Annotated in this window: 20 protein-coding genes; 2 read left to right on the top strand and 18 right to left on the bottom strand. The window is 69.7% G+C overall.

The window, feature by feature from the left end:
• Nucleotides 1–32 precede the first annotated feature (32 nt).
• From FHW12_RS12660 to FHW12_RS12595, 14 genes are all read right to left on the bottom strand, one after another.
• Complete coding sequence (locus FHW12_RS12660; RefSeq protein WP_182531403.1) at nt 33–977, bottom strand: 2OG-Fe(II) oxygenase; 945 nt, start codon at nt 975–977, stop codon at nt 33–35.
• A 103-nt stretch (nt 978–1,080) separates the two neighbouring features.
• The gene (gene ptsP, locus FHW12_RS12655) at nt 1,081–2,814 is read right to left on the bottom strand and encodes a phosphoenolpyruvate--protein phosphotransferase (protein WP_182531402.1); all 1,734 of its coding nucleotides are present in this window, start codon (nt 2,812–2,814) and stop codon (nt 1,081–1,083) included.
• Nucleotides 2,815–2,917: 103 nt separating this feature from the next.
• A complete protein-coding gene (locus tag FHW12_RS12650) occupies nt 2,918–3,187 on the bottom strand; it encodes an HPr family phosphocarrier protein (protein WP_182531401.1) in 270 nt (89 codons plus the stop codon).
• A 52-nt stretch (nt 3,188–3,239) separates the two neighbouring features.
• Nucleotides 3,240–3,632 carry a PTS sugar transporter subunit IIA gene (locus tag FHW12_RS12645; RefSeq protein WP_182531400.1) on the bottom strand — a complete coding sequence of 131 codons (393 nt, stop codon included), beginning with the start codon at nt 3,630–3,632 and terminating at the stop codon, nt 3,240–3,242.
• Nucleotides 3,633–3,738: 106 nt separating this feature from the next.
• Complete coding sequence (rapZ, locus tag FHW12_RS12640) at nt 3,739–4,647, bottom strand: RNase adapter RapZ (protein ID WP_182531399.1); 909 nt, start codon at nt 4,645–4,647, stop codon at nt 3,739–3,741.
• Nucleotides 4,641–5,594 carry an HPr(Ser) kinase/phosphatase gene (gene hprK / locus FHW12_RS12635; RefSeq protein WP_182531398.1) on the bottom strand — a complete coding sequence of 318 codons (954 nt, stop codon included), beginning with the start codon at nt 5,592–5,594 and terminating at the stop codon, nt 4,641–4,643. Before hprK ends, rapZ begins: the two co-directional genes overlap by 7 nt.
• A gap of 128 nt (nt 5,595–5,722) precedes the next feature.
• On the bottom strand, nt 5,723–6,178 hold the full coding sequence (locus FHW12_RS12630) for a PTS sugar transporter subunit IIA (RefSeq protein ID WP_182531397.1): 456 nt from the start codon (nt 6,176–6,178) through the stop codon (nt 5,723–5,725).
• A gap of 30 nt (nt 6,179–6,208) precedes the next feature.
• Complete coding sequence (hpf, locus tag FHW12_RS12625) at nt 6,209–6,529, bottom strand: ribosome hibernation-promoting factor, HPF/YfiA family (protein WP_182531396.1); 321 nt, start codon at nt 6,527–6,529, stop codon at nt 6,209–6,211.
• Nucleotides 6,530–6,695: 166 nt separating this feature from the next.
• Entirely contained in the window at nt 6,696–8,111 is a 1,416-nt protein-coding gene (locus FHW12_RS12620) for an RNA polymerase factor sigma-54 (RefSeq protein ID WP_182531395.1), read from the bottom strand.
• Between the two features lie 143 nt (nt 8,112–8,254).
• Nucleotides 8,255–8,974: an LPS export ABC transporter ATP-binding protein gene (gene lptB, locus FHW12_RS12615; RefSeq protein ID WP_182531394.1), complete on the bottom strand. Its 720-nt coding sequence runs from the start codon at nt 8,972–8,974 to the stop codon at nt 8,255–8,257.
• Complete coding sequence (gene lptA, locus FHW12_RS12610; protein ID WP_182531393.1) at nt 8,974–9,618, bottom strand: lipopolysaccharide transport periplasmic protein LptA; 645 nt, start codon at nt 9,616–9,618, stop codon at nt 8,974–8,976. Before lptA ends, lptB begins: the two co-directional genes overlap by 1 nt.
• Nucleotides 9,569–10,153, bottom strand: coding sequence for an LPS export ABC transporter periplasmic protein LptC (lptC, locus tag FHW12_RS12605; protein WP_182531392.1), 585 nt, complete (start codon nt 10,151–10,153; stop codon nt 9,569–9,571). Before lptC ends, lptA begins: the two co-directional genes overlap by 50 nt.
• A gap of 7 nt (nt 10,154–10,160) precedes the next feature.
• Nucleotides 10,161–10,703, bottom strand: a complete 543-nt coding sequence (locus tag FHW12_RS12600) for a KdsC family phosphatase (protein ID WP_182531391.1) — start codon at nt 10,701–10,703, stop codon at nt 10,161–10,163.
• A gap of 93 nt (nt 10,704–10,796) precedes the next feature.
• Nucleotides 10,797–11,810, bottom strand: coding sequence for a KpsF/GutQ family sugar-phosphate isomerase (locus FHW12_RS12595; protein WP_428993629.1), 1,014 nt, complete (start codon nt 11,808–11,810; stop codon nt 10,797–10,799).
• A 220-nt stretch (nt 11,811–12,030) separates the two neighbouring features.
• Between FHW12_RS12595 and FHW12_RS12590 the strand changes: the two genes are divergently transcribed.
• Nucleotides 12,031–12,267, top strand: a complete 237-nt coding sequence (locus FHW12_RS12590) for a BolA family protein (protein WP_182531390.1) — start codon at nt 12,031–12,033, stop codon at nt 12,265–12,267.
• 153 nt (nt 12,268–12,420) lie between these two features.
• Nucleotides 12,421–13,680: a UDP-N-acetylglucosamine 1-carboxyvinyltransferase gene (murA, locus tag FHW12_RS12585; RefSeq protein ID WP_182531389.1), complete on the top strand. Its 1,260-nt coding sequence runs from the start codon at nt 12,421–12,423 to the stop codon at nt 13,678–13,680.
• A 129-nt stretch (nt 13,681–13,809) separates the two neighbouring features.
• Here murA and FHW12_RS12580 read toward each other — a convergent pair whose 3' ends face one another.
• The 4 genes from FHW12_RS12580 to purN all read right to left on the bottom strand — a co-directional run bounded on the left by FHW12_RS12580 (nt 13,810) and on the right by purN (nt 17,245).
• Nucleotides 13,810–14,907 (bottom strand): hypothetical protein, encoded by a 1,098-nt coding sequence (locus tag FHW12_RS12580; protein ID WP_182531388.1) that lies wholly within the window; start codon nt 14,905–14,907, stop codon nt 13,810–13,812.
• Complete coding sequence (locus FHW12_RS12575) at nt 14,891–15,442, bottom strand: hypothetical protein (protein WP_182531387.1); 552 nt, start codon at nt 15,440–15,442, stop codon at nt 14,891–14,893. Before FHW12_RS12575 ends, FHW12_RS12580 begins: the two co-directional genes overlap by 17 nt.
• Before the next feature lie 134 nt (nt 15,443–15,576).
• Nucleotides 15,577–16,287, bottom strand: coding sequence for a DUF3108 domain-containing protein (locus FHW12_RS12570; protein ID WP_182531386.1), 711 nt, complete (start codon nt 16,285–16,287; stop codon nt 15,577–15,579).
• A 298-nt stretch (nt 16,288–16,585) separates the two neighbouring features.
• A complete protein-coding gene (gene purN, locus FHW12_RS12565) occupies nt 16,586–17,245 on the bottom strand; it encodes a phosphoribosylglycinamide formyltransferase (protein WP_182531385.1) in 660 nt (219 codons plus the stop codon).
• Nucleotides 17,246–17,391 lie beyond the last annotated feature (146 nt).

Genomic DNA, 17,391 nt, shown 5'->3' with positions numbered 1-17,391 from the left:
TGGACGTCACCGATGCCGCAGTGCACCGCGCATCATCCGCGCGGGCGCATCAGGCGGCGCGCGAGATAGCGCAGGCGACCGAGGCGTCCGCCGTACAGCGCCGCCTGCGAGCGTTCGAGGTCGGCCGTCAGGCGCGTGATGTCGCGATACAGGCGCTGGTTGTGCTGGTCGCGGCGCGCGATCAGCACGCGCAGTTCCTCGACGTCGCGTTCGTCCAGCGTGAAGCCGGCACGGAAACGATCCGGCAGCGGCCGGTCGACGTAGATCGTCGAGTGCGCGTCGGCGAGTTCCTCGGCGGGGCGGTCGCGCGTGTAGAAGTACAGCGCGATCGACTTGCGCGACAGCGCGCGCCGTTCGGGCGGCAGCGTGATGCGTCCGAAGCCGTGCCAGCTCCATTCGGTGGTCTCGAAGATCACGCAGCGGTTGAACAGCGGCGTGACCAGCGTGACGCGATCGTCCGGCGAGCGCGGATCCGAATGCAGTTCGAGCGAGCCGCCCCAGTCGTCTTCCCATTCCCGGTTGAGGTAGACGATGAGGTTGAGGCGGCGGTGCCATGGTTCGCGCGGGTGGCGGTTGAAGTCGACGTGCGGATCGAGGTCCTGGCCTTCGCGATTCTCGTGCGTGCCGCCACCGAAGTAGTCCGGATCGTAGAGCAGGTCGGGGATGCCGGTGATGCGGCCGACGAGGTCGAGGAATTCCGCCGACTGAACCAGGTCGTCGAGCTGCGCGTACGATTCGCCGAGGCCGCGGATGCGCTCCACCGTCGACTTGCCGCCGAGTTCGCCCGCCTCGTTGCGCGCGTTGCCGCGCTCGAACGGCGGGAATCGCGCGAGCAATGCCGCGGCGTAGTCGGCGTCGAGGAAGTCGTCGATGACGACATGGCGGAACGGATCGCGCCGCGCGAACGCGGCCGCGTGGCGTTCGGCGTCGGCGACGACGCGCGCGGCGATGCGATGGAGGAGGGCGGGGGCGGGCATAAGCGCGCATGATGCCATGCGTCGGCCCGCGCTTCATGCCCGGAAGGCCGGCGGGAACCCGCGTGCGACCGCGCGACGGTCGGCTACCGCGCGGTCGACCGTGCTACGGCGTGCCCATCCGCGCGAGCACGCGCCCGATGCGCTCGCGCGTCGGCGCGCGCAGCAGCGCGTTGGCGTGCGCGCGCAGCGCGGCGCGGTCGAGGCCGATGATCGCCTCGCGGATCTCCAGCAGCACGGCCGGGTGCATGCTGAAGTCGGTCAGGCCGAGGGCGAGCAGCAAGGCGGTGTAGCGGCGGTCGCCGGCCATTTCGCCGCACAGCTTGACGCGCTTGCCGGCGCGCTGGGCGACCGCGATCGTCTGCGCGAGCAGCTTGAGCACGGCCGGGTGCAGCGGATCGTAGAGATTGGCGAGTTGGTCGTTGTTGCGGTCGACCGCGAGCGTGTACTGGATGAGGTCGTTGGTGCCGATCGCGACGAAATCGAGGTCGCGGATCATGCCTTGCAGCGCGATCGCCGCGGCCGGCACCTCGATCATCGCGCCGAGTTCGACGTTCTCGGCGATCTCGTGGCCGGCCGAGCGCAGGTCGCGCGCGCAGTCGCGCAGCAGGTGGCGCACGCTCGCCATCTCCTCCGCCGCGGACACCATCGGCACCAGCACGCGCACCGGGCCGTAGGCGGACGCGCGCAGGATCGCGCGCAGCTGCGTGCGCATGAGTTGCGGGTGGCGCAGCGACAGGCGCACGCCGCGCACGCCGAGCGCGGGGTTCTCCTCGTCGTCGAGCGCGAGGCCGCTCGAGTCGGCCTTGTCGGCGCCGAGGTCGAGCGTGCGGATCGTCACCGGCAGGCCACCCATGCCGAGCACGAGGTCGCGGTAGCAGAGGAACTGCTCGTCCTCGTCGGGCAATTCGCGCCGCTGCAGGAACAGGAATTCGGTGCGGTACAGGCCGATGCCCGCGGCGCCGCAGGCGCGCGCCTGCGCGACGTCCGCGGCCGACTCCGCGTTCGCGTACAGCGCGATCGGCACGCCGTCGCGCGTGCGCGTGTCGACGTCGCGCAGCAGCGCGAGCCGCTTGCCCTTGTGCGCCATGTCGCGCTGCCAGGTGCGGTAGCGCGCGAGGTCGGGCGCGGCCGGGTGCACGATCGCCTCGCCGCGCTCGCCGTCGACGAGGATGAGGTCGTCGTCCTGGATGCGCGCGAGCGCATCGTGCGCGGCGACGATCATCGGCAGGCGCAGCGAACGGGACAGGATCGCGCTGTGCGAGACCTGGCTGCCGGAGGTGAGCACGACGCCGAGCACGCCGTGCTCGGCGAGCGGCACGAGCTCGGACGGCGCGACCGAGTCGCTGATCAGGATCTCGCCGACGCGCGAGGCGAGCTGGCGCTCGGCGCGGCTCGACTCGCGCGACAGGCCGGCCTGCACGCGCGCGATGACGTGTTCGACGTCCTCCTTGCGGCTGCGCAGGTACGGATCGTCCATCGCCTCGAACACGGCTACGAGGCGATCCTTCTGCATCTTGAGCGCGGCGCTGGCGCGATAGCGGCCGACGCGGATGAGGTCGAACAGGCCGCTGGTGAGCTCGCGGTCGGCGAGCATGAGGCTGTGCGCGTCGATGAACTCGGCGACTTCGCGCGCCATCGCGCCGTGCACCTTGTCGCGCAGCAGCGCGAGTTCGTCGCGCGCCGCGGCGATCGCGTGCTTGAGCCGCTCGACTTCGGCCTCGACCTCGATTTCCGCGAGGGGCCGGTCGTCGACGAGGTAGCGGCTCGGTTGTTCGAGGCGTGCGCGACCGAGCGCCATTCCGCGCGATGCGCCGAGGCCGGTCAGTACGAGTCGCACGCGCTTTCCATCCTCCGTGTCGAAAATCCGCGGACCGGCTTCCCGTCATCCGCACCCGCATCGCGGCACCGCCGCGGCGGTGCCGTCGCCGCGCCGTCGATGGCTACTGGCCTTCGTCGAACTTGCGCTCGAACAGGTCGACCATCGCGTTCATCGCCGCTTCCTCGTCGACGCCGTCGGCGCGCAGGCGGATCGGCGTGCCGAGGCCGGCGGCGAGCATCATCACGCCCATGATGCTCTTCGCGTTGACTTCCTTGCCGCGGCAGGCGATGAACACGCTCGACTGAAACTCGTGCAGCGCCTGCACGAGCTTCGCCGATGCGCGCGCGTGCAGCCCCAACTTGTTGCTGATCGTGATGTCCTTCTCGAGCATGGTGTATCCGTCGTTCGGTGGCGGCGGCCGCGCGTCGTCCGTGCGCGGCGTTTCAGGGGGTGTCGACGACGATGCCGCCGCGGCCGCCGCTGGCGGCGGTCTGCGCGAGCTCGTCGAGCGATTGTTCCGGGTAGTTGAGGACACGCAGCAACATCGGCAGGTTCAATCCCGACACGCAATGCATGCGCACGCCGAGGTCGGGCAGGCGCTGCGCGATGTTGCACGGCGTGGCGCCGTACAGGTCCGACAGCACGAGCACGCCGTCGCCGTGGTCGAGGCCGCGCGCATTCGCGGCCGCCGCGCGCAGCATCTGGTCGGGATCCGCGTTGGCGGCGACCTCCTGCACTTCGACCGGCAGCGGCAAGCGACCGAGCACGTGGCGCGCGGCGTTGACGAGCGCCGCGCCCATCGATTCGTGGGTCATGAGCAATACGCCGACGCTCATGGGCATGGCCTCCCGAGCGAAGGGCCGCCGGGGACTCGAACGCGAGCGGCGAAGCGGCAGGCGCTTCCCCGGTCCCCGATTCCCGATATCCGATGCTCGGCCTTCATCACTCCATCTCCCGGTGGTACGTCAGGACCTGGCCGTAGCGCGGGCGCAGTTGCTCGGCCAGGCGTTCGGCAAGATACACCGAGCGGTGGCGCCCGCCCGTGCAGCCGAGACAGATCGTCACGTAGCTGCGGCCGTCCGCCTCGAAGCGCGGCAGCCAGGTGGAAAGGAACGCGAGCAGGTCGTCGCCGAACTGCTTCACCTCGGGCTTCGCCTCGAGCCATTCGCGCACGGGCGCGTCCTTGCCCGACAGCGGGCGCAGTTTCGAGTCCCAGTGCGGGTTCGGCAGGCAGCGCGCGTCGAACACGAAATCGGCGTCGGTCGGCACGCCGCGGCGATAGGCGAACGATTCGAACAGCAAGGTCATCGCGCCCGGCGTCAGCCCCATCTCGGTGATGACGAGGCGGCGCAGCTGGTGCACGTTGAGGTCGCTGGTGTCGACGACGCGGTCGGCCAGCGCGAGCATCGGCTTGAGCAGGCGACGCTCTTCGGCGATCGCCTCGGCGAGGCCGAGGCCTTCGCCGGACAGCGGATGGCGGCGGCGCGTCTCCGAATAGCGCTTGATCAGCACGTCGTCGCGCGTGTCGAGGAACACGAGCCGGTAGCCGATGTCCGAGCGCGCGAGTTCGGCGAGGATCTGCGGCAGGCGGTTGAGGTTCTCGGCGCGGTTGCGCACGTCGACGCCGACCGCGAGCTTGCGGTGGCCGACGGTCGAATGCGACAGCGCCTGCACGAACGCGGGCATCAGCGCCGCGGGCAGGTTGTCCACGCAGTAGTAGCCGAGGTCCTCGAGCGTGCGCAGCGCCACCGTCTTGCCCGAACCGGACATGCCGCTGACGACGATGAGCTGGTCGGGGCCGCTCGCGTGCGCGCCGTCGACGGGCGCCGTCGTGGTCACGGTCTCTACCATGGCGGCAGGCGGCGCATCTGGTGCGCCTGGCGGTCGATGAAGGTCTGCGCCGGGTCGAAGCCCTTGCTCTTCAGCATGTGGCTGCGCACCGCCGCTTCGGCGAGCACCGCGATGTTGCGACCGGGCGCGACCGGGATGGTGATCTGCGGCACGTGCACGTCGAGCACTTCGCGATAGCCGACGTCGCCGGTCAGGCGCGTCATCGCGTCGCCGTGCGGCGCGTCGAGCTTCTGCGGCTTGAGGTGCACGATCAGGCGCAGGTACTTCGACGGCTTGACCGCGGTGTGGCCGAACATCTCGCGCACGTTGAGCACGCCGAGGCCGCGCACCTCAAGCAGGTCGCGCAGCATCTCGGGGCAGGTGCCGTCGATCACGTCCGGCGCGATGAGGGTGAACTCGGGCGCGTCGTCGGCGACGAGGCGATGGCCGCGCGTGAGCAGCTCCAGCGCGAGTTCGCTCTTGCCGGTGCCGCTCTCGCCGGTGATGAGCACGCCGATCGAGTACACCTCCATGAGCACGCCGTGCAGCGTGACCTGGCGCGCGAGCGTGCGCGCGAGCTGGTACTGCAGGTAGGTGAGCAGCTCGTGCCCGCGCTTGGGGCTGATCCACAGCGGCGTGTTCGATTCCTCCGCGGCCTGGCGCAGGTCGGCCGGCACCGGCTGGTCCTTGCTCACGAGCAGCGCGGTCGGCTGGTACGCGACGATCTTCTCGACCGTCTCCCAGCGCTGGCGCGAATCGAGGCCGTCGAGGTACTTGAGTTCCTCGGTGCCGACGATCTGCACCTTGTTCGGGTAGATGATGTTGAGGTAGCCGACCAGGGACGGCCGGCGTTCGAGCGTGTCGCCGGTCTCGATCGCGCGCTGTTCACCGCGCAGGCCGGCGATCCAGCGCAGCGACAGGCGCTCGCTCACGGCGTCGAAGAGCTGGCGCGCGGTCAGGCGATCCATGCGGCGGGCAGGGCTGGGGACTGGAGGCGGGAAGCGGCCATGGCACCGGCGTGTCGAGGCGACGACGAAGTGTAAGGCATGCCCAGTGCCCGCCGCTGTCCGTCCGGCCGATCCGGGCGATCCGGCCCTCAGCCGTCGGCCCTGAGGCCTCGTTCGAGCACCGCGCGCAAGGCGGTCGCATCCGGCGCCGAACGCAGCGCCCGAGTCACTTCGACGTCGGAGAACAATTCCGCCAGCTCGGCCAGCAGCTTGAGGTGCTGGTCGGTGAAATGCGCGGGCACGAGCAGGGCGGCGACCAGATCGACCGGTCGGCCGTCGTCGGCGCCGAAGTCGACCGGCGCGGCCAGTCGCACGAACGCTGCGCACGCCTCGTCGATCTTCGCGCTGCGCCCGTGCGGGATCGCGACACCGTGGCCCAGGCCGGTGCTGCCGAGGCGTTCGCGCGCGGCGAGTGCGTCGCGCGCGATCGCCGGGTCACCGTCACCGGCGAGCAGTCGCGCGAGCTGCTCGATCAGCCCGCCCTTGTCGGCGGCGGCAAGGTCGGTCCGCACCCGCTCGGCGGGCAGCAAGTCGAGGAAAGGCATGGGCGGGCGCGGGATCCGGGCGGACGAACCTCAACTGTACCGCGTCGAGCGTACCGATTCCGCGTGGTGGTCGGTCAGCTTTTCCTTGTGCTTGCGCAACTGCGTGTCGACCTTGTCGACGAGCGCGTCGATCGCCGCGTACATGTCGGGTGCAGTCGCGTCCGCATGCAGGGTCTTGCCGGAGAGCTGCAGCGTGACCTCGGCCTTGTGCAGCAGCTTCTCGATGCCGAGCACGACCGTGACGTCATGCAGGTGGTCGAAGACGCGCGTGACGCGCTCGAACTTGCCGGCGGCGTAATCGCGCAACGCGGCGGTGACTTCGACCTGGTGACCCTTGACGTTGATCTGCATGACTGACTCCTCGCTGGACGGGCGCGGCGACGCCGCGGCCCTGGTTCGAACACCGCACGCAGATCGTCGGCGGGCGGCGGCTCCAACATTCCGACACTTCGATCGATGCCTTCGTTCCCTCCGTATTCGCGTGGTGGTCAATTCCGTACGTGGTGGCGCCGCGCGCTCATCCAAGCCGGCTGCGATCGTTCGATGAGGGTATGTTCATCGCCTCGCGGTACTTCGCCACCGTGCGCCGCGCGACGTTGATGCCGCGCCGGTTCAGCTCGGTCGCGAGCAGCTGGTCGGACATCGGCCGCGTCGCGTGCTCCTCGTCGATGAGTCGCTTGATCATCGCCTGGATCGCGGTCGCCGAAGCGGCGCCGCCGTCGACGGTGCCGACGCCACTGGAGAAGAAGTACTTGAATTCGAACGTGCCGCGCGGCGTGTGCAGGAACTTGCGCGTGGTCACGCGGCTGATCGTCGATTCGTGCATGCCGATCTCGTCGGCGACGTCCTTGAGCACGAGCGGGCGCATCGCCTCCGCACCGAACTCGAGGAACGCTTCCTGCGCGCGCACGATCGCGCCGGCGACCTTGAGCATCGTCTCGGCGCGCGTCTTCAGGCTCTTGATGAGCCAGCGTGCTTCCTGCAGCTGGCCCTTGAGGTAACTCGCATCCTCGCGCCGCGCCTTCGCGATCAGGCTCGCGTAGTGCTCGTTGATGCCCAGCCGCGGCTGGCAACCGGGCGCGAGCGCGACCTGCCAGCGGCCGCTGACCTTGCGCGCGTAGGCGTCCGGCGCGACGTACTCGGCGTTCGTGCTCGCGAACGAGCCGCCAGGCTTGGGCACGAGCGAGCGGATCAGCGCGAGCGCGGTCTCGAACTCCGCCTCGTCGGTCTGCAGGCGCTGGCAGATGCGCACGCGGTCCTGCCGGGCGAGCGCTTCGAGGTGGTCGGCGACGAGCAGCTGGGCGAGCGACAGCCCGGGCGTCTGCACGTCGAACGCGTCGAGCTGCACGGCGAGGCATTCGCGCAGGTTGCGGCTGGCGACGCCGACCGGGTCGAAGTGCTGCACGCGATGGCGCACCGACTCGATTTCCTCCGGGGTCACGGTGTACAGCGAGGCGAGCGCGTCGCGGATCGTGTCGTCGCTTTCGGCGAGGTAGCCGTCGTCGTCGACGGCCTCGATGATCGCGGTCGCGATCGCGCGGTCGCGCGGCGACATCGGCGTGAGGTTGAGCTGCCACAGCAGGTGGTCGCGCAGGTCCTCGATCTCGGCGTCCTGCGGTTCGAGGCCGTCCTCGTCGGTCGCGCCGCTGCCGCGGTAGTCGGTCGGGTCGGGGTCGACGTCGATGTCGAGCGGCGGCTCTTCGTCGGCCGACTCCGCCGGCGCCTCGTCGACGGCATCGAGCTCGTCGGACCCTTCGCCGTCCTCGCCCTCGCCGCCGTCCTCGGTCATGTCGAGCAGCGGGTTCGATTCGAGCGCGGTATTGAGCTCCAGCTCCAGCTCCATGCGCGACAGCTGCAGCAGCCTGATCGCCTGTTGCAGCTGTGGCGTCAGGGCCAGCGACTGGCCGAGGCGGAGTTGGAGAGCGGGTTTCATGCCGAAAACGTGCCAAGTGGCGTTTCGGTCATCCTAGCGCCAAAGATCGGTCGAGGGCAGGTCTTGACGCGGCGCCGCAACCGGCGGAATCTCCACGGAATCGCCAGCGCCGTCCGCACGTGACGGCGTTCACGGGCGCCCGCTCACATGCGGAATTCGCGCCCGAGGTAGACCTCGCGGACCTGCTCGTTGGCGAGGATCTCCGCCGGCGTGCCCTGCGCGAGCACGCTGCCTTCGCTCATGATGTACGCGCGCTCGCAGATGCCGAGCGTCTCCCGCACGTTGTGGTCGGTGATGAGGATGCCGATGCCGCGCGACTTGAGCTGGCGCACGATGCGCTGGATGTCGACGACCGAGATCGGATCGATGCCCGCGAACGGCTCGTCGAGCAGCATGTAGCGCGGTTTCGCCGCGAGCGCGCGCGCGATCTCGACGCGGCGGCGCTCGCCGCCGGACAGGCTGATCCCCTTCTGGCCCGCGATGTGGCCGATCTGCAGGTCGTCGAGCAGCGCCTCGAGTTCGCCCTGGCGGCCCGCTTCGTCGAGGTCGTCGCGCAGCTCGAGGATCGCGAGGATGTTGTCGGCGACGCTGAGGCGGCGGAACACCGACGGTTCCTGCGGCAGGTAGCCGACGCCGAGGCGCGCGCGCGCGTGCATCGGCAGCGCGGTGACGTCGCGCTCGTCGATGCGGATCGCGCCGGTCTCGGCGGCGACGAGGCCGACGATCATGTAGAACGAGGTGGTCTTGCCGGCGCCGTTCGGGCCGAGCAGGCCGACGATCTCGCCCTGGCGCAGGTGGAACGCGAAGTCGCGCACGACGGCGCGACCACGGAAGCTCTTGCGCAGTCCGGACGCGCTCAGCATCAGCGCGGCGCGCCCTTGTCGTCGGCGGGCTTCTCGTCCGTCTTGCCGTCGGCGGCGGGCTTGGACGCGGCCGGCTTCGCCTCGCCCGCCGGCTTCGCCTTCGGCTGCAGGATGATGTGCGCGCGGCTGTTGCCGCTGGTGTCGCCGCTCTCCATCTCGCCGGTGTTGGTGTTGTAGGTCATCTTTTCGCCGTGGAACTCGCCACGGCCGGCCTGCACGACCTTCACGTCGCCGGTCAGCACGGCGATGCTCGTCTCGTTGTTGAAATCGATCTGGTCGGCGTCGGCGGTCATCGTGCCGCCGCCGTCCTGCTGCTGCTCGACGTGCGCCTGCTTGCCGTTCATGACCACGCGCAGCACGTCGCCGTTCGACTTCTGGTGGATCGTCGCCTCGGCCGCGTTCGCCTTCATCGTGCCCTGCACGACGCGCACGTTGCCGCGCAGGTAGGTCGTGCCCGGCTGCTTGTCCTTGCCCTGGTTGATCTTCGAGTAGTCCGCGGTCACGTCCATCGGCTTTTCGCGGTCGCTGCTGAGCGCGTGCGCGGCCGGAACCGCGGCGCAGGCGAGCAACGCGGCGAGCAAGCGCAGCGCGCGGTCATTGCGCGCCGTCGCGCGCGTGCCTCGATTGCAGGGTCGAGCTGACATCGGAGAGGAGCTCCAGGGTCTTGTCGTTGAGGTCGCCGCGCAGGCCGGTGCCGCGCAGTATAGAGCCGGGCTGGGTGATCGTCGCCGCGGCCGCGGTTTCCATCTTCTTGTCCTTCGGCCAGGTCGTGAGGTCGCTCGTCACGACGTCGACCGGCTCGGACTTGTCGTCGCCGGCGCGATGCATCTCGACGTGGCCGAGCAGCTTCATGATCGTGCCGTCCTTGTTGACCCAGGCCGATTCGGACGTGCCCGTCCACGGATGGCCGGCGCCGTCGACGAGCGTGTAGTCGGGTGCGTCGACGAAGATCGAACCGTCGTCGCCGCGTCGCGCGAGGCGCGGCCCGCTGACCTGGAACGTGCGCTTGCCTGCCGAGTCGAGCGCGTCGAGCGTGAAGTCGCTCAGCGTGTAGTCCGAGCGTGGCGGGCCGGCGAAGGTCTGCGCGTTGGTGCGGTCACGCACGAGCCAGAGCAGCGCCTCCGTGCCGATCACGAGCAGGCCGAGCACGAACACGATGACCCAGTAGCGGCGCTCCATCGGCGGTTCAGCGCAGGAACGCGGCGAGCTCGGACTCCGCGCGTCCCTGCGCGCCGAGCAGGAGGTCGCACACTTCGCGCGCGGCACCGTTGCCGCCGGTCAGGCGCGTGCGCCAGTGCGCGCGCTCGCGCACCCACGGATGCGCGTTGGCGACCGCGATCGCGAGGCCGACCTTCTGCATCGCGGCGAGGTCGGGCAGGTCGTCGCCGGTGTAGGCGACGTCGTTCGCGTCGAGCTTGAGCGCGTGCAGCAGTTCGTCGAGGCAGGCGCGCTTGTCCTGCTGGTCCTGGTAGACGTGCGCGACGCCGAGCGCGGCCATGCGCTCGGTCACGACGTGGCTGAGGCGCGCGGTGATCACCGCGACCTCGATGCCGTTGGCGAGCAGGCGCTTGAAGCCGAGCCCGTCGAGCACGTTGAACGCCTTGATCTCGTGGCCGTCGGCCGTGAAGCAGAGCTTGCCGTCGGTGAGCACGCCGTCGACGTCGAACACGGCGAGCTTCACGCGCGCGGCGCGTTCGCGGATGTCGGCGGGCAGGTCGTTGGGCAGCATGGCGGGTTCGGCGGCGGGAACGGGCATCCCGACGCGGTCGCGTCGGTGCACGGAATGATAGGGGTGTCCGCCGCCGCCGGCTACCGCCGGGCGTCAGACCACGCGTGCGCGCAGCAGGTCGTGGATGTTGAGCGCGCCGACCACGCGGTTGTCCGCATCGACGACGAGCAGGGCGTGGATCTTGTGCGCTTCCATGAGCTGCGCCGCCTCGACCGCGAGCTTGTCGGCGGTGATCGTCTTCGGCTGCGGGGTCATCAGGCGCATGACCGGCGTCGTGCGCAGGTCGATGTCGTCGTCGTCGACCGCGCGGCGCAGGTCGCCGTCGGTGAACACGCCGAGCAGGCGCTGGTCGGCCGGGTCGACGATCGCGGTCATGCCGAGGCCCTTGCGCGTCATTTCGACGAGCGCCTCGGTGAGGGTGACGTCGGGGCCGACCGAGGGGATCTGGCCGTTGCGGTGCATGACGTCGCTGATCTTCAGCAGCAGCTGGCGGCCGAGGCTGCCGGCCGGGTGCGAGCGCGCGAAGTCCTCGTCGGTGAAGCCGCGCGCCTCGAGCAGCGCGATCGCGAGCGCGTCGCCCATGACGAGCGCGGCGGTCGTGCTGGAGGTCGGCGCGAGGCCGAGCGGGCACGCTTCGGCCGGCACGCTCGTGTCGAGGTGCACGTCGGCGAGGCGCGCGAGCGAGGAACCGTTGTTGCCGCTCATCGCGATGAGCGGGATGCCCTGGCGCTTGATCAGCGGCAGGATCGTCAGCAACTCGTCGGTCTCGCCGGAATTGCTGAGCGCGAGCACGACGTCCTTCTGCGTGATCATGCCGAGGTCGCCGTGGCTCGCTTCGCCCGGATGCACGAAGAACGCGGGCGTGCCGGTGGAGGCGAGCGTCGCGGCGATCTTGCGCGCGATGTGCCCGGACTTGCCCATCCCCGAGACGACCACGCGGCCGCTGCACTCGAACATGAGCTGGCAGGCGCGCAGGAAGTTCGCGTCGATGCGCCCGTGCAGCGCCTCGATCGCCTGCGCCTCGGTCGCGATCACGGCCTGGGCGCTGCGCACGAGGGCAGTCGCGTCGAGCAGCGGATTGCTCAGGGGGCGGGCGGCGGCGAGCATCGGGGCGTTCATCGTGACGAGGTGGAGGGCCGCATAGGCGTGGAAGACGTCGGGTTTTCTGCGCTGCCCAAGGATTTTGAGTACCATGCGCCGCCTCCATTGTAGCTGCTTCCCCGCCGGGATTGGTCCGGCAGGCCGGCTACAGGACGGGTCATGCGGCCCCAGCGTCGCACGCGGCGCCCCGCCGCCCGTCCGCCGATCGCCCGAGGAAACGCAGAAGATGGACAGTTCGACCGTGCAGAGTCTGATCCAGCAAGGCATGCCGGAGGCGAAGGTCGAGGTACACGGCCCGGACGGCGTGCATTTCGAGGCGCTCGTGGTCAGCCCGGCGTTCGCCGGCAAGCTGCCGCTCGCGCGCCATCGCATGGTCTACGCGACGCTCGGCGACCTCATGGGCGGCGCGATCCACGCGCTGTCGCTGCGCACGCTCACCCCCGAGGAAGCCGCGCGCGGCTGAGCGCGGGCGCCCGCGCCGGGCGGCGTGCATCGAATCGTGCGGCCAGGAAGGCCGCTCCACATGCCGGCATGGATGCCGCGGAAAAACCCCGTGCGGCCGGGATGGCCGCCCTTTGGTCCGGGCACGGATTGCCTGTCAGGAGAAGCAGAAAACGTGGCGAAGATCGTGATCAACGGGGGACAGCCCCTCAACGGCGACGTGTGGATTTCCGGCGCGAAGAATGCAGTGCTGCCGATCCTCGCCGCGACCCTGCTGGCCGACGGCCCGGTCACGATCGGCAACGTGCCGCACCTGCACGACGTGACGACGACGATGGAACTGCTCGGCCAGATGGGCGTCGAGCTCGTCATCGACGAGCGCATGAAGATCCACGTCGATCCACGCCCGGCGCGCCACTATTTCGCGCCGTACGACCTCGTCAAGACGATGCGCGCGTCGATCCTCGTGCTCGGCCCGCTGGTCGCGCGCTTCGGCGAAGCGGTCGTCTCGCTGCCGGGCGGCTGCGCGATCGGCTCGCGCCCGGTCGACCTGCACCTCAAGGGCCTGCAGGCGCTCGGCGCCGAGGTCAGCGTCGAGGGTGGCTACATCAAGGCGCGTGCGAAGCGCCTCAGGGGCGCGCGCATCAACATGGATCTCGTCACCGTCACCGGCACCGAGAACCTCATGATGGCCGCCGCGCTCGCGCACGGCACCACGATCATCGAGAACGCGGCGCAGGAGCCCGAGGTCGTCGACCTCGCCAACTGCCTCAACTCGATGGGTGCGAAGGTCAGCGGCGCGGGCACCGCGACGCTCGTCATCGAGGGCGTGGAACGCCTGTCCGGCACGACCTACGAAGTGCTGCCCGACCGCATCGAGACGGGCACGTTCCTCGTCGCCGGCGCGATCACCGGCGGCAAGGTCACCGCCAAGCACGCGCGGCCGAAGACGCTCGACGCGGTGCTGTCCAAGCTCGAGGACGCCGGCGCGCAGATCAACACCGGCGACGACTGGATCGAACTCGACATGCGCGGCCGCCGGCCGAAGGCGGTCAACGTGACGACCGCGCCGTATCCGGCGTTCCCGACCGACATGCAGGCGCAGTTCACCGCGCTCAACTGCGTCGCCGAAGGCGTCGGCATCATCACCGAGACGGTGTTCGAGAACCGCTTCATGCACGCGCTCGAGCTGCAGCGCCTCGGCGCCGACATCCAGCTCGAGGGCAACAGCGCGATCATCAAGGGCGTCGAGAAGATGTCCGGCGCGCCGATGATGGCGACCGACCTGCGCGCGTCGGCGTCGCTCGTGCTCGCCGGCCTCGTCGCCAGCGGCGACACGTTGATCGACCGCATCTACCACATCGATCGCGGCTACGAGAACATCGAGGAAAAGCTCGGCGGCCTCGGCGCGCATATCCGGCGCCTGCCCGCGTAGTCCTTCATCTGTGGGAGCGGCGGAAGCCGCGATGCTCTTTCGCCACACCCAGCGAGAGCATCGCGGCTTCCGCCGCTCCCACAAAAGGCGTGGGGGCGCACCGGCGGCACGCGCTGCGCGCGTACCGCCCTACTGGATCTGCGCGCTGACGAGGCGGCCGCGCTCGTCGTACTCGACGTTGCCGTAGCCGCGCTCGTCCTCGAGCTTGATGTAGACGTGCGGCCTGCCGCACAGCCCGCTGCGGTAGACCGCGACGTCCTTGACCTGTGCCTGCGGCATCGGCGGAATCCGCGACGGCGCGTCGGCGACCAGGTCGGGCAGTTGCGCGAGCGGGAAATCGCCGGCCGCGAACGGCTTGTTGCAGTCGAACGGGATCGTGTCGTCCTCGCGCCAGAGCTTGATCGCGCCGTCGTCGCCGACGAGCCAGGTCGACACGCGCTTGCGGTTGGCACTCTGGAACACGTCGACCGAGAGCTGCGTGCGGTCGATGCCGATGTGCTTGAAGCCGAGCGGCGCGCCGACCTCGGCCTCGAGGCGCGCGAGGTCGGCGTCGATGCCGCGGCGGAAATCGCGCTTGCGGCCGTCGCCCGCGACCGTCTTCGGTTCCGCCTTCGGCGCGGCGGGTGCGACCTTGGCGCTGCCGGCGAGCAGCTTCGCGACGTCGACCTTGCGCCAGCCGCCGTCGTGCAGTTCCTGCGCCTTCGGCGACGTGCCGTCCGGGGCCCAGACGATCTGCAGCATCGCGTCGTCGTTGGCGTCGCTGGTGAGGATCGCGCGCCAGCCGAAGTCGTTGCAGAACACGTCGGCGCCGAGGGTGACGTTGTCGGGCGTCTTGTAGCCGTTCGCCGCCGCGGCGGCGCGCGCCTGCGCGAGCGCGCGTGCGCCCGCGTCGAGGTCGAGCGCGGCGAACGCGATCTTCTTGCGGCAATCGACCTCGCCCGCCTTCTTCGGCCGGCCCGGTTCGAGCGGCCGGCCGGGCACCGCCTCGTACTCGTCGAACTCGTCGGGCGCGGCCGCGTTCTGCACGAGCGCCTGCGCGTAGTGTTCGCCGAAACCGAAGCTCAGCACGTTCACCGGGTGGCCGATGCGTTCGGCGAACGCGGCCTTGAGCGCGGCCGGCGCGTCGAGCGGATGCGCCGGCGCGACCGGCGCGTCGGCCGCGGCGACGTCGAGCGCGCACAGCGCGGCGAGCGCGAACGCGTAGTGCAGCTCAGTCCTTGTCGACATCGAGCACCCTCCCTTGCAGGTCGAACTCGACGCGGCCGTCGTGGCGCGGCGAGTCGAGGGCGATGGTCCAGATCGGCGTGTCGGTGACCGAGATGAAACCGCTCGAGTCGCCGCGTTCGAGTTCGATGAAGACGACGCGCGCGTCGGGCTGGCCCAGTTTCGTGCGCGCAGTGGCGAGCATCGCCGGCAGGCGCGGGAAGTCGATCGTGGTCAGCTCGATCACGTGGTGGTCGAGCGCGGCGATCGACGGGTAGTGGTCGAACTTGACCGGGATCGGGCCTTCGATCGCGCCGTGGTCGTATTCCCAGCTGTCGACGAGGTCGGGATGCGCCTGGTCCTGGATCCACAGGTCGACCTTGCCGTCGCGGTCCATCGCGAGCTTGTACACCTTGACCGGCGCACCGACCTTGGCGATGAGCTGCTTGAGGAAATCGGTGAGGTTGGGCCAGCCGTAGTCGGTGCCGGGCGCTTCCGCGCCGGCGACCGCGCCCGCCAGCATGAGGCTCGCGCCGAGCGCGAGTAGGATCTTAGCCACCGCCGTCTTCGCCATTGCGCGCTCTCCCCGTGCCGCAACCGCCACGCGAGCATACGCCCGCGGGCCTGCATCGAGGGAAACGGAAAAACGCGCCGAACCCGAACAGTCGCGTCGCCCCGGCGGGGCGGGCGGCGTCAGCGCACGGAGACGAGGCGCAAGGTGACCGTGTCGCCTTTCTTCTCGGTCTGCTCGATCTCGACCGGCAGCCAGCCGAGCGATTCGGCGAACCAGCTGCGCGCGACGCGCTTGCGGTCCTCGCCCGGTTCACCGTCGCGCTGCATGAGCTGCGCCTTGTACTCGCCCGCCGGCACCTTGCGCGTCTCGACCGCACCGCGCCGGTAGCGCATCGTCTCGACGCGATCCTTGACCGCGACCGGGTACTCGAACGCGGTCGCGCCGTGCACGAGGTCGCTGGCGAGCGCGAGCGTGACCGACTGGCGGTCGATCAGCCCCGGCACGGTCGCGTAGTGGAAATCCTGGCCGCCTTCGTTCACCGCGACCGCGGCGGCCTGCCAGTCGAACGCGGCGTGGCGCGTGCGCTGCTTGAACGCGCCTTCCTGCTTGTAGTCGTAGGCGAGCGCCTCGGGCCGGCCATCCTTCCAGCGGAAGCGCGAGGTCTCGACGATGTGGATGCCGGCGATCCTGGCGAGCCCCGAGGTGCCGCGCGTCTCGCTGCGCAGGGTCCAGCTGCCGTCACCGTTGTCGGCGAGGTCGAGCGTGGTATGGCCGATCTCGTCGCCGTTGCGCAAGGTCGCGTACTCGGCGTGGAACGGCTTGATCGCATCGGCGGCGAACACGGGCGCGGCGAAGGCGAGCAGTGCGGCAGCGACGAACGGAATCTTCATGGTGGCCTTCGGGACGACAGACGCTGCAGTATCGCTACGGTTCCCTGAACGAAACGTGCAGAGCGAAGATTGAAACACGAAGGACCACGAAGGACACGAAGGAAAAGCGGAATCAGGAAAAGCTTGAAACACGGAGCACACGGAGCACACGGAGAAAGCAGGTAAGGAAGAGCTTTTCCTATTTGAAAGCTCCTCCTCCGTGTGCTCCGTGTGCTCCGTGTTTCAATCTCTGAAATCTTCTTGCTTTTCCTTCGTGTCCTTCGTGTCCTTCGTGTTTCAATCTTTCCAGCTCTTCAGCTCACCAAGGGTCCGTACCGAGCCGCAGTGGCGTGGCCAGCGCGGCGCCGTCGAGGCGCACGCGGGTGCCGTCGAGGGTGATGCGGCCTGCCGCGATGAGGGCGATGCAGGCGACGAGCAGGCGGTGTTCTTCGACGAGCAGGCGCTCGGCGAGCCGCTCCGGCGTGTCGCCCGCGTGCACGGGGATTTCGGCGCAGGCGATCGGCGGGCCGCCGTCGAGTTCGGCGGTCACGTAGTGCACGGTCGCGCCGTGCAGTGCGTCGCCGGCTTCGATCGCGCGGCGGTGCGTGTGCAGTCCGGGGTACTTCGGCAGCAGCGACGGATGGATGTTGACGATGCGCCCCGCCCACGGCACCAGCACGGCCGGGTCGATGATGCGCATGAAGCCGGCGAGCACGATCAGGTCCGGCGTGGCCGCGGCGACGCGCGCGAACAGGTCGGCGTCGTAGGCGGCGCGCGTCGGCGCGGACTTCGGCGTGAGCGCGAGCGTCGGGATGCCGGCCGCCTCGGCGCGCCGCAGCGCGTACGCGTCGACCTTGTCGCTCGCGACGAGCACGAGTTCGATCGGCAGCGTGCCCGCGCGCCGCGCGTCGATCAGCGCCTGCAGGTTCGAGCCGCGCCCGGAGGCGAGCACGGCGATGCGAAAAGGGGACGGAGGCATTTTTTCGGGTTTCGTCGGTCGCGCATCGGGCATTTCGCGAAAAAATGCCTCTGGACTACCCCTGATTTTTCGGACACCAGAAAGCGAGGACAATCCTCGCACGGAGGTGTTCGATGGAGAAGCGTCAGCGATTCACCGCGGAGTTC

The organism is Dokdonella fugitiva, assembly GCF_014138265.1.
Taxonomy (GTDB): domain Bacteria; phylum Pseudomonadota; class Gammaproteobacteria; order Xanthomonadales; family Rhodanobacteraceae; genus Dokdonella_A; species Dokdonella_A fugitiva_A.
This window is presented reverse-complemented; position numbering and strand designations above follow the sequence as displayed.

Bases quoted from the DNA above. Each gene is read 5' to 3' on its own strand.
- FHW12_RS12660 (WP_182531403.1), bottom strand. From the start codon at position 977: ATGCCCGCCCCCGCCCTCCTCCATCGCATCGCCGCGCGCGTCGTCGCC.
- FHW12_RS12650 (WP_182531401.1), bottom strand. From the start codon at position 3,187: ATGCTCGAGAAGGACATCACGATCAGCAACAAGTTGGGGCTGCACGCG.
- FHW12_RS12645 (WP_182531400.1), bottom strand. From the start codon at position 3,632: ATGAGCGTCGGCGTATTGCTCATGACCCACGAATCGATGGGCGCGGCG.
- rapZ (WP_182531399.1), bottom strand. From the start codon at position 4,647: ATGGTAGAGACCGTGACCACGACGGCGCCCGTCGACGGCGCGCACGCG.
- hprK (WP_182531398.1), bottom strand. From the start codon at position 5,594: ATGGATCGCCTGACCGCGCGCCAGCTCTTCGACGCCGTGAGCGAGCGC.
- FHW12_RS12630 (WP_182531397.1), bottom strand. From the start codon at position 6,178: ATGCCTTTCCTCGACTTGCTGCCCGCCGAGCGGGTGCGGACCGACCTT.
- hpf (WP_182531396.1), bottom strand. From the start codon at position 6,529: ATGCAGATCAACGTCAAGGGTCACCAGGTCGAAGTCACCGCCGCGTTG.
- FHW12_RS12620 (WP_182531395.1), bottom strand. From the start codon at position 8,111: ATGAAACCCGCTCTCCAACTCCGCCTCGGCCAGTCGCTGGCCCTGACG.
- lptB (WP_182531394.1), bottom strand. From the start codon at position 8,974: ATGCTGAGCGCGTCCGGACTGCGCAAGAGCTTCCGTGGTCGCGCCGTC.
- lptA (WP_182531393.1), bottom strand. From the start codon at position 9,618: ATGTCAGCTCGACCCTGCAATCGAGGCACGCGCGCGACGGCGCGCAAT.
- lptC (WP_182531392.1), bottom strand. From the start codon at position 10,153: ATGGAGCGCCGCTACTGGGTCATCGTGTTCGTGCTCGGCCTGCTCGTG.
- FHW12_RS12600 (WP_182531391.1), bottom strand. From the start codon at position 10,703: ATGCTGCCCAACGACCTGCCCGCCGACATCCGCGAACGCGCCGCGCGC.
- FHW12_RS12595 (WP_428993629.1), bottom strand. From the start codon at position 11,810: ATGCTCGCCGCCGCCCGCCCCCTGAGCAATCCGCTGCTCGACGCGACT.
- FHW12_RS12590 (WP_182531390.1), top strand. From the start codon at position 12,031: ATGGACAGTTCGACCGTGCAGAGTCTGATCCAGCAAGGCATGCCGGAG.
- FHW12_RS12580 (WP_182531388.1), bottom strand. From the start codon at position 14,907: ATGTCGACAAGGACTGAGCTGCACTACGCGTTCGCGCTCGCCGCGCTG.
- FHW12_RS12570 (WP_182531386.1), bottom strand. From the start codon at position 16,287: ATGAAGATTCCGTTCGTCGCTGCCGCACTGCTCGCCTTCGCCGCGCCC.
- purN (WP_182531385.1), bottom strand. From the start codon at position 17,245: ATGCCTCCGTCCCCTTTTCGCATCGCCGTGCTCGCCTCCGGGCGCGGC.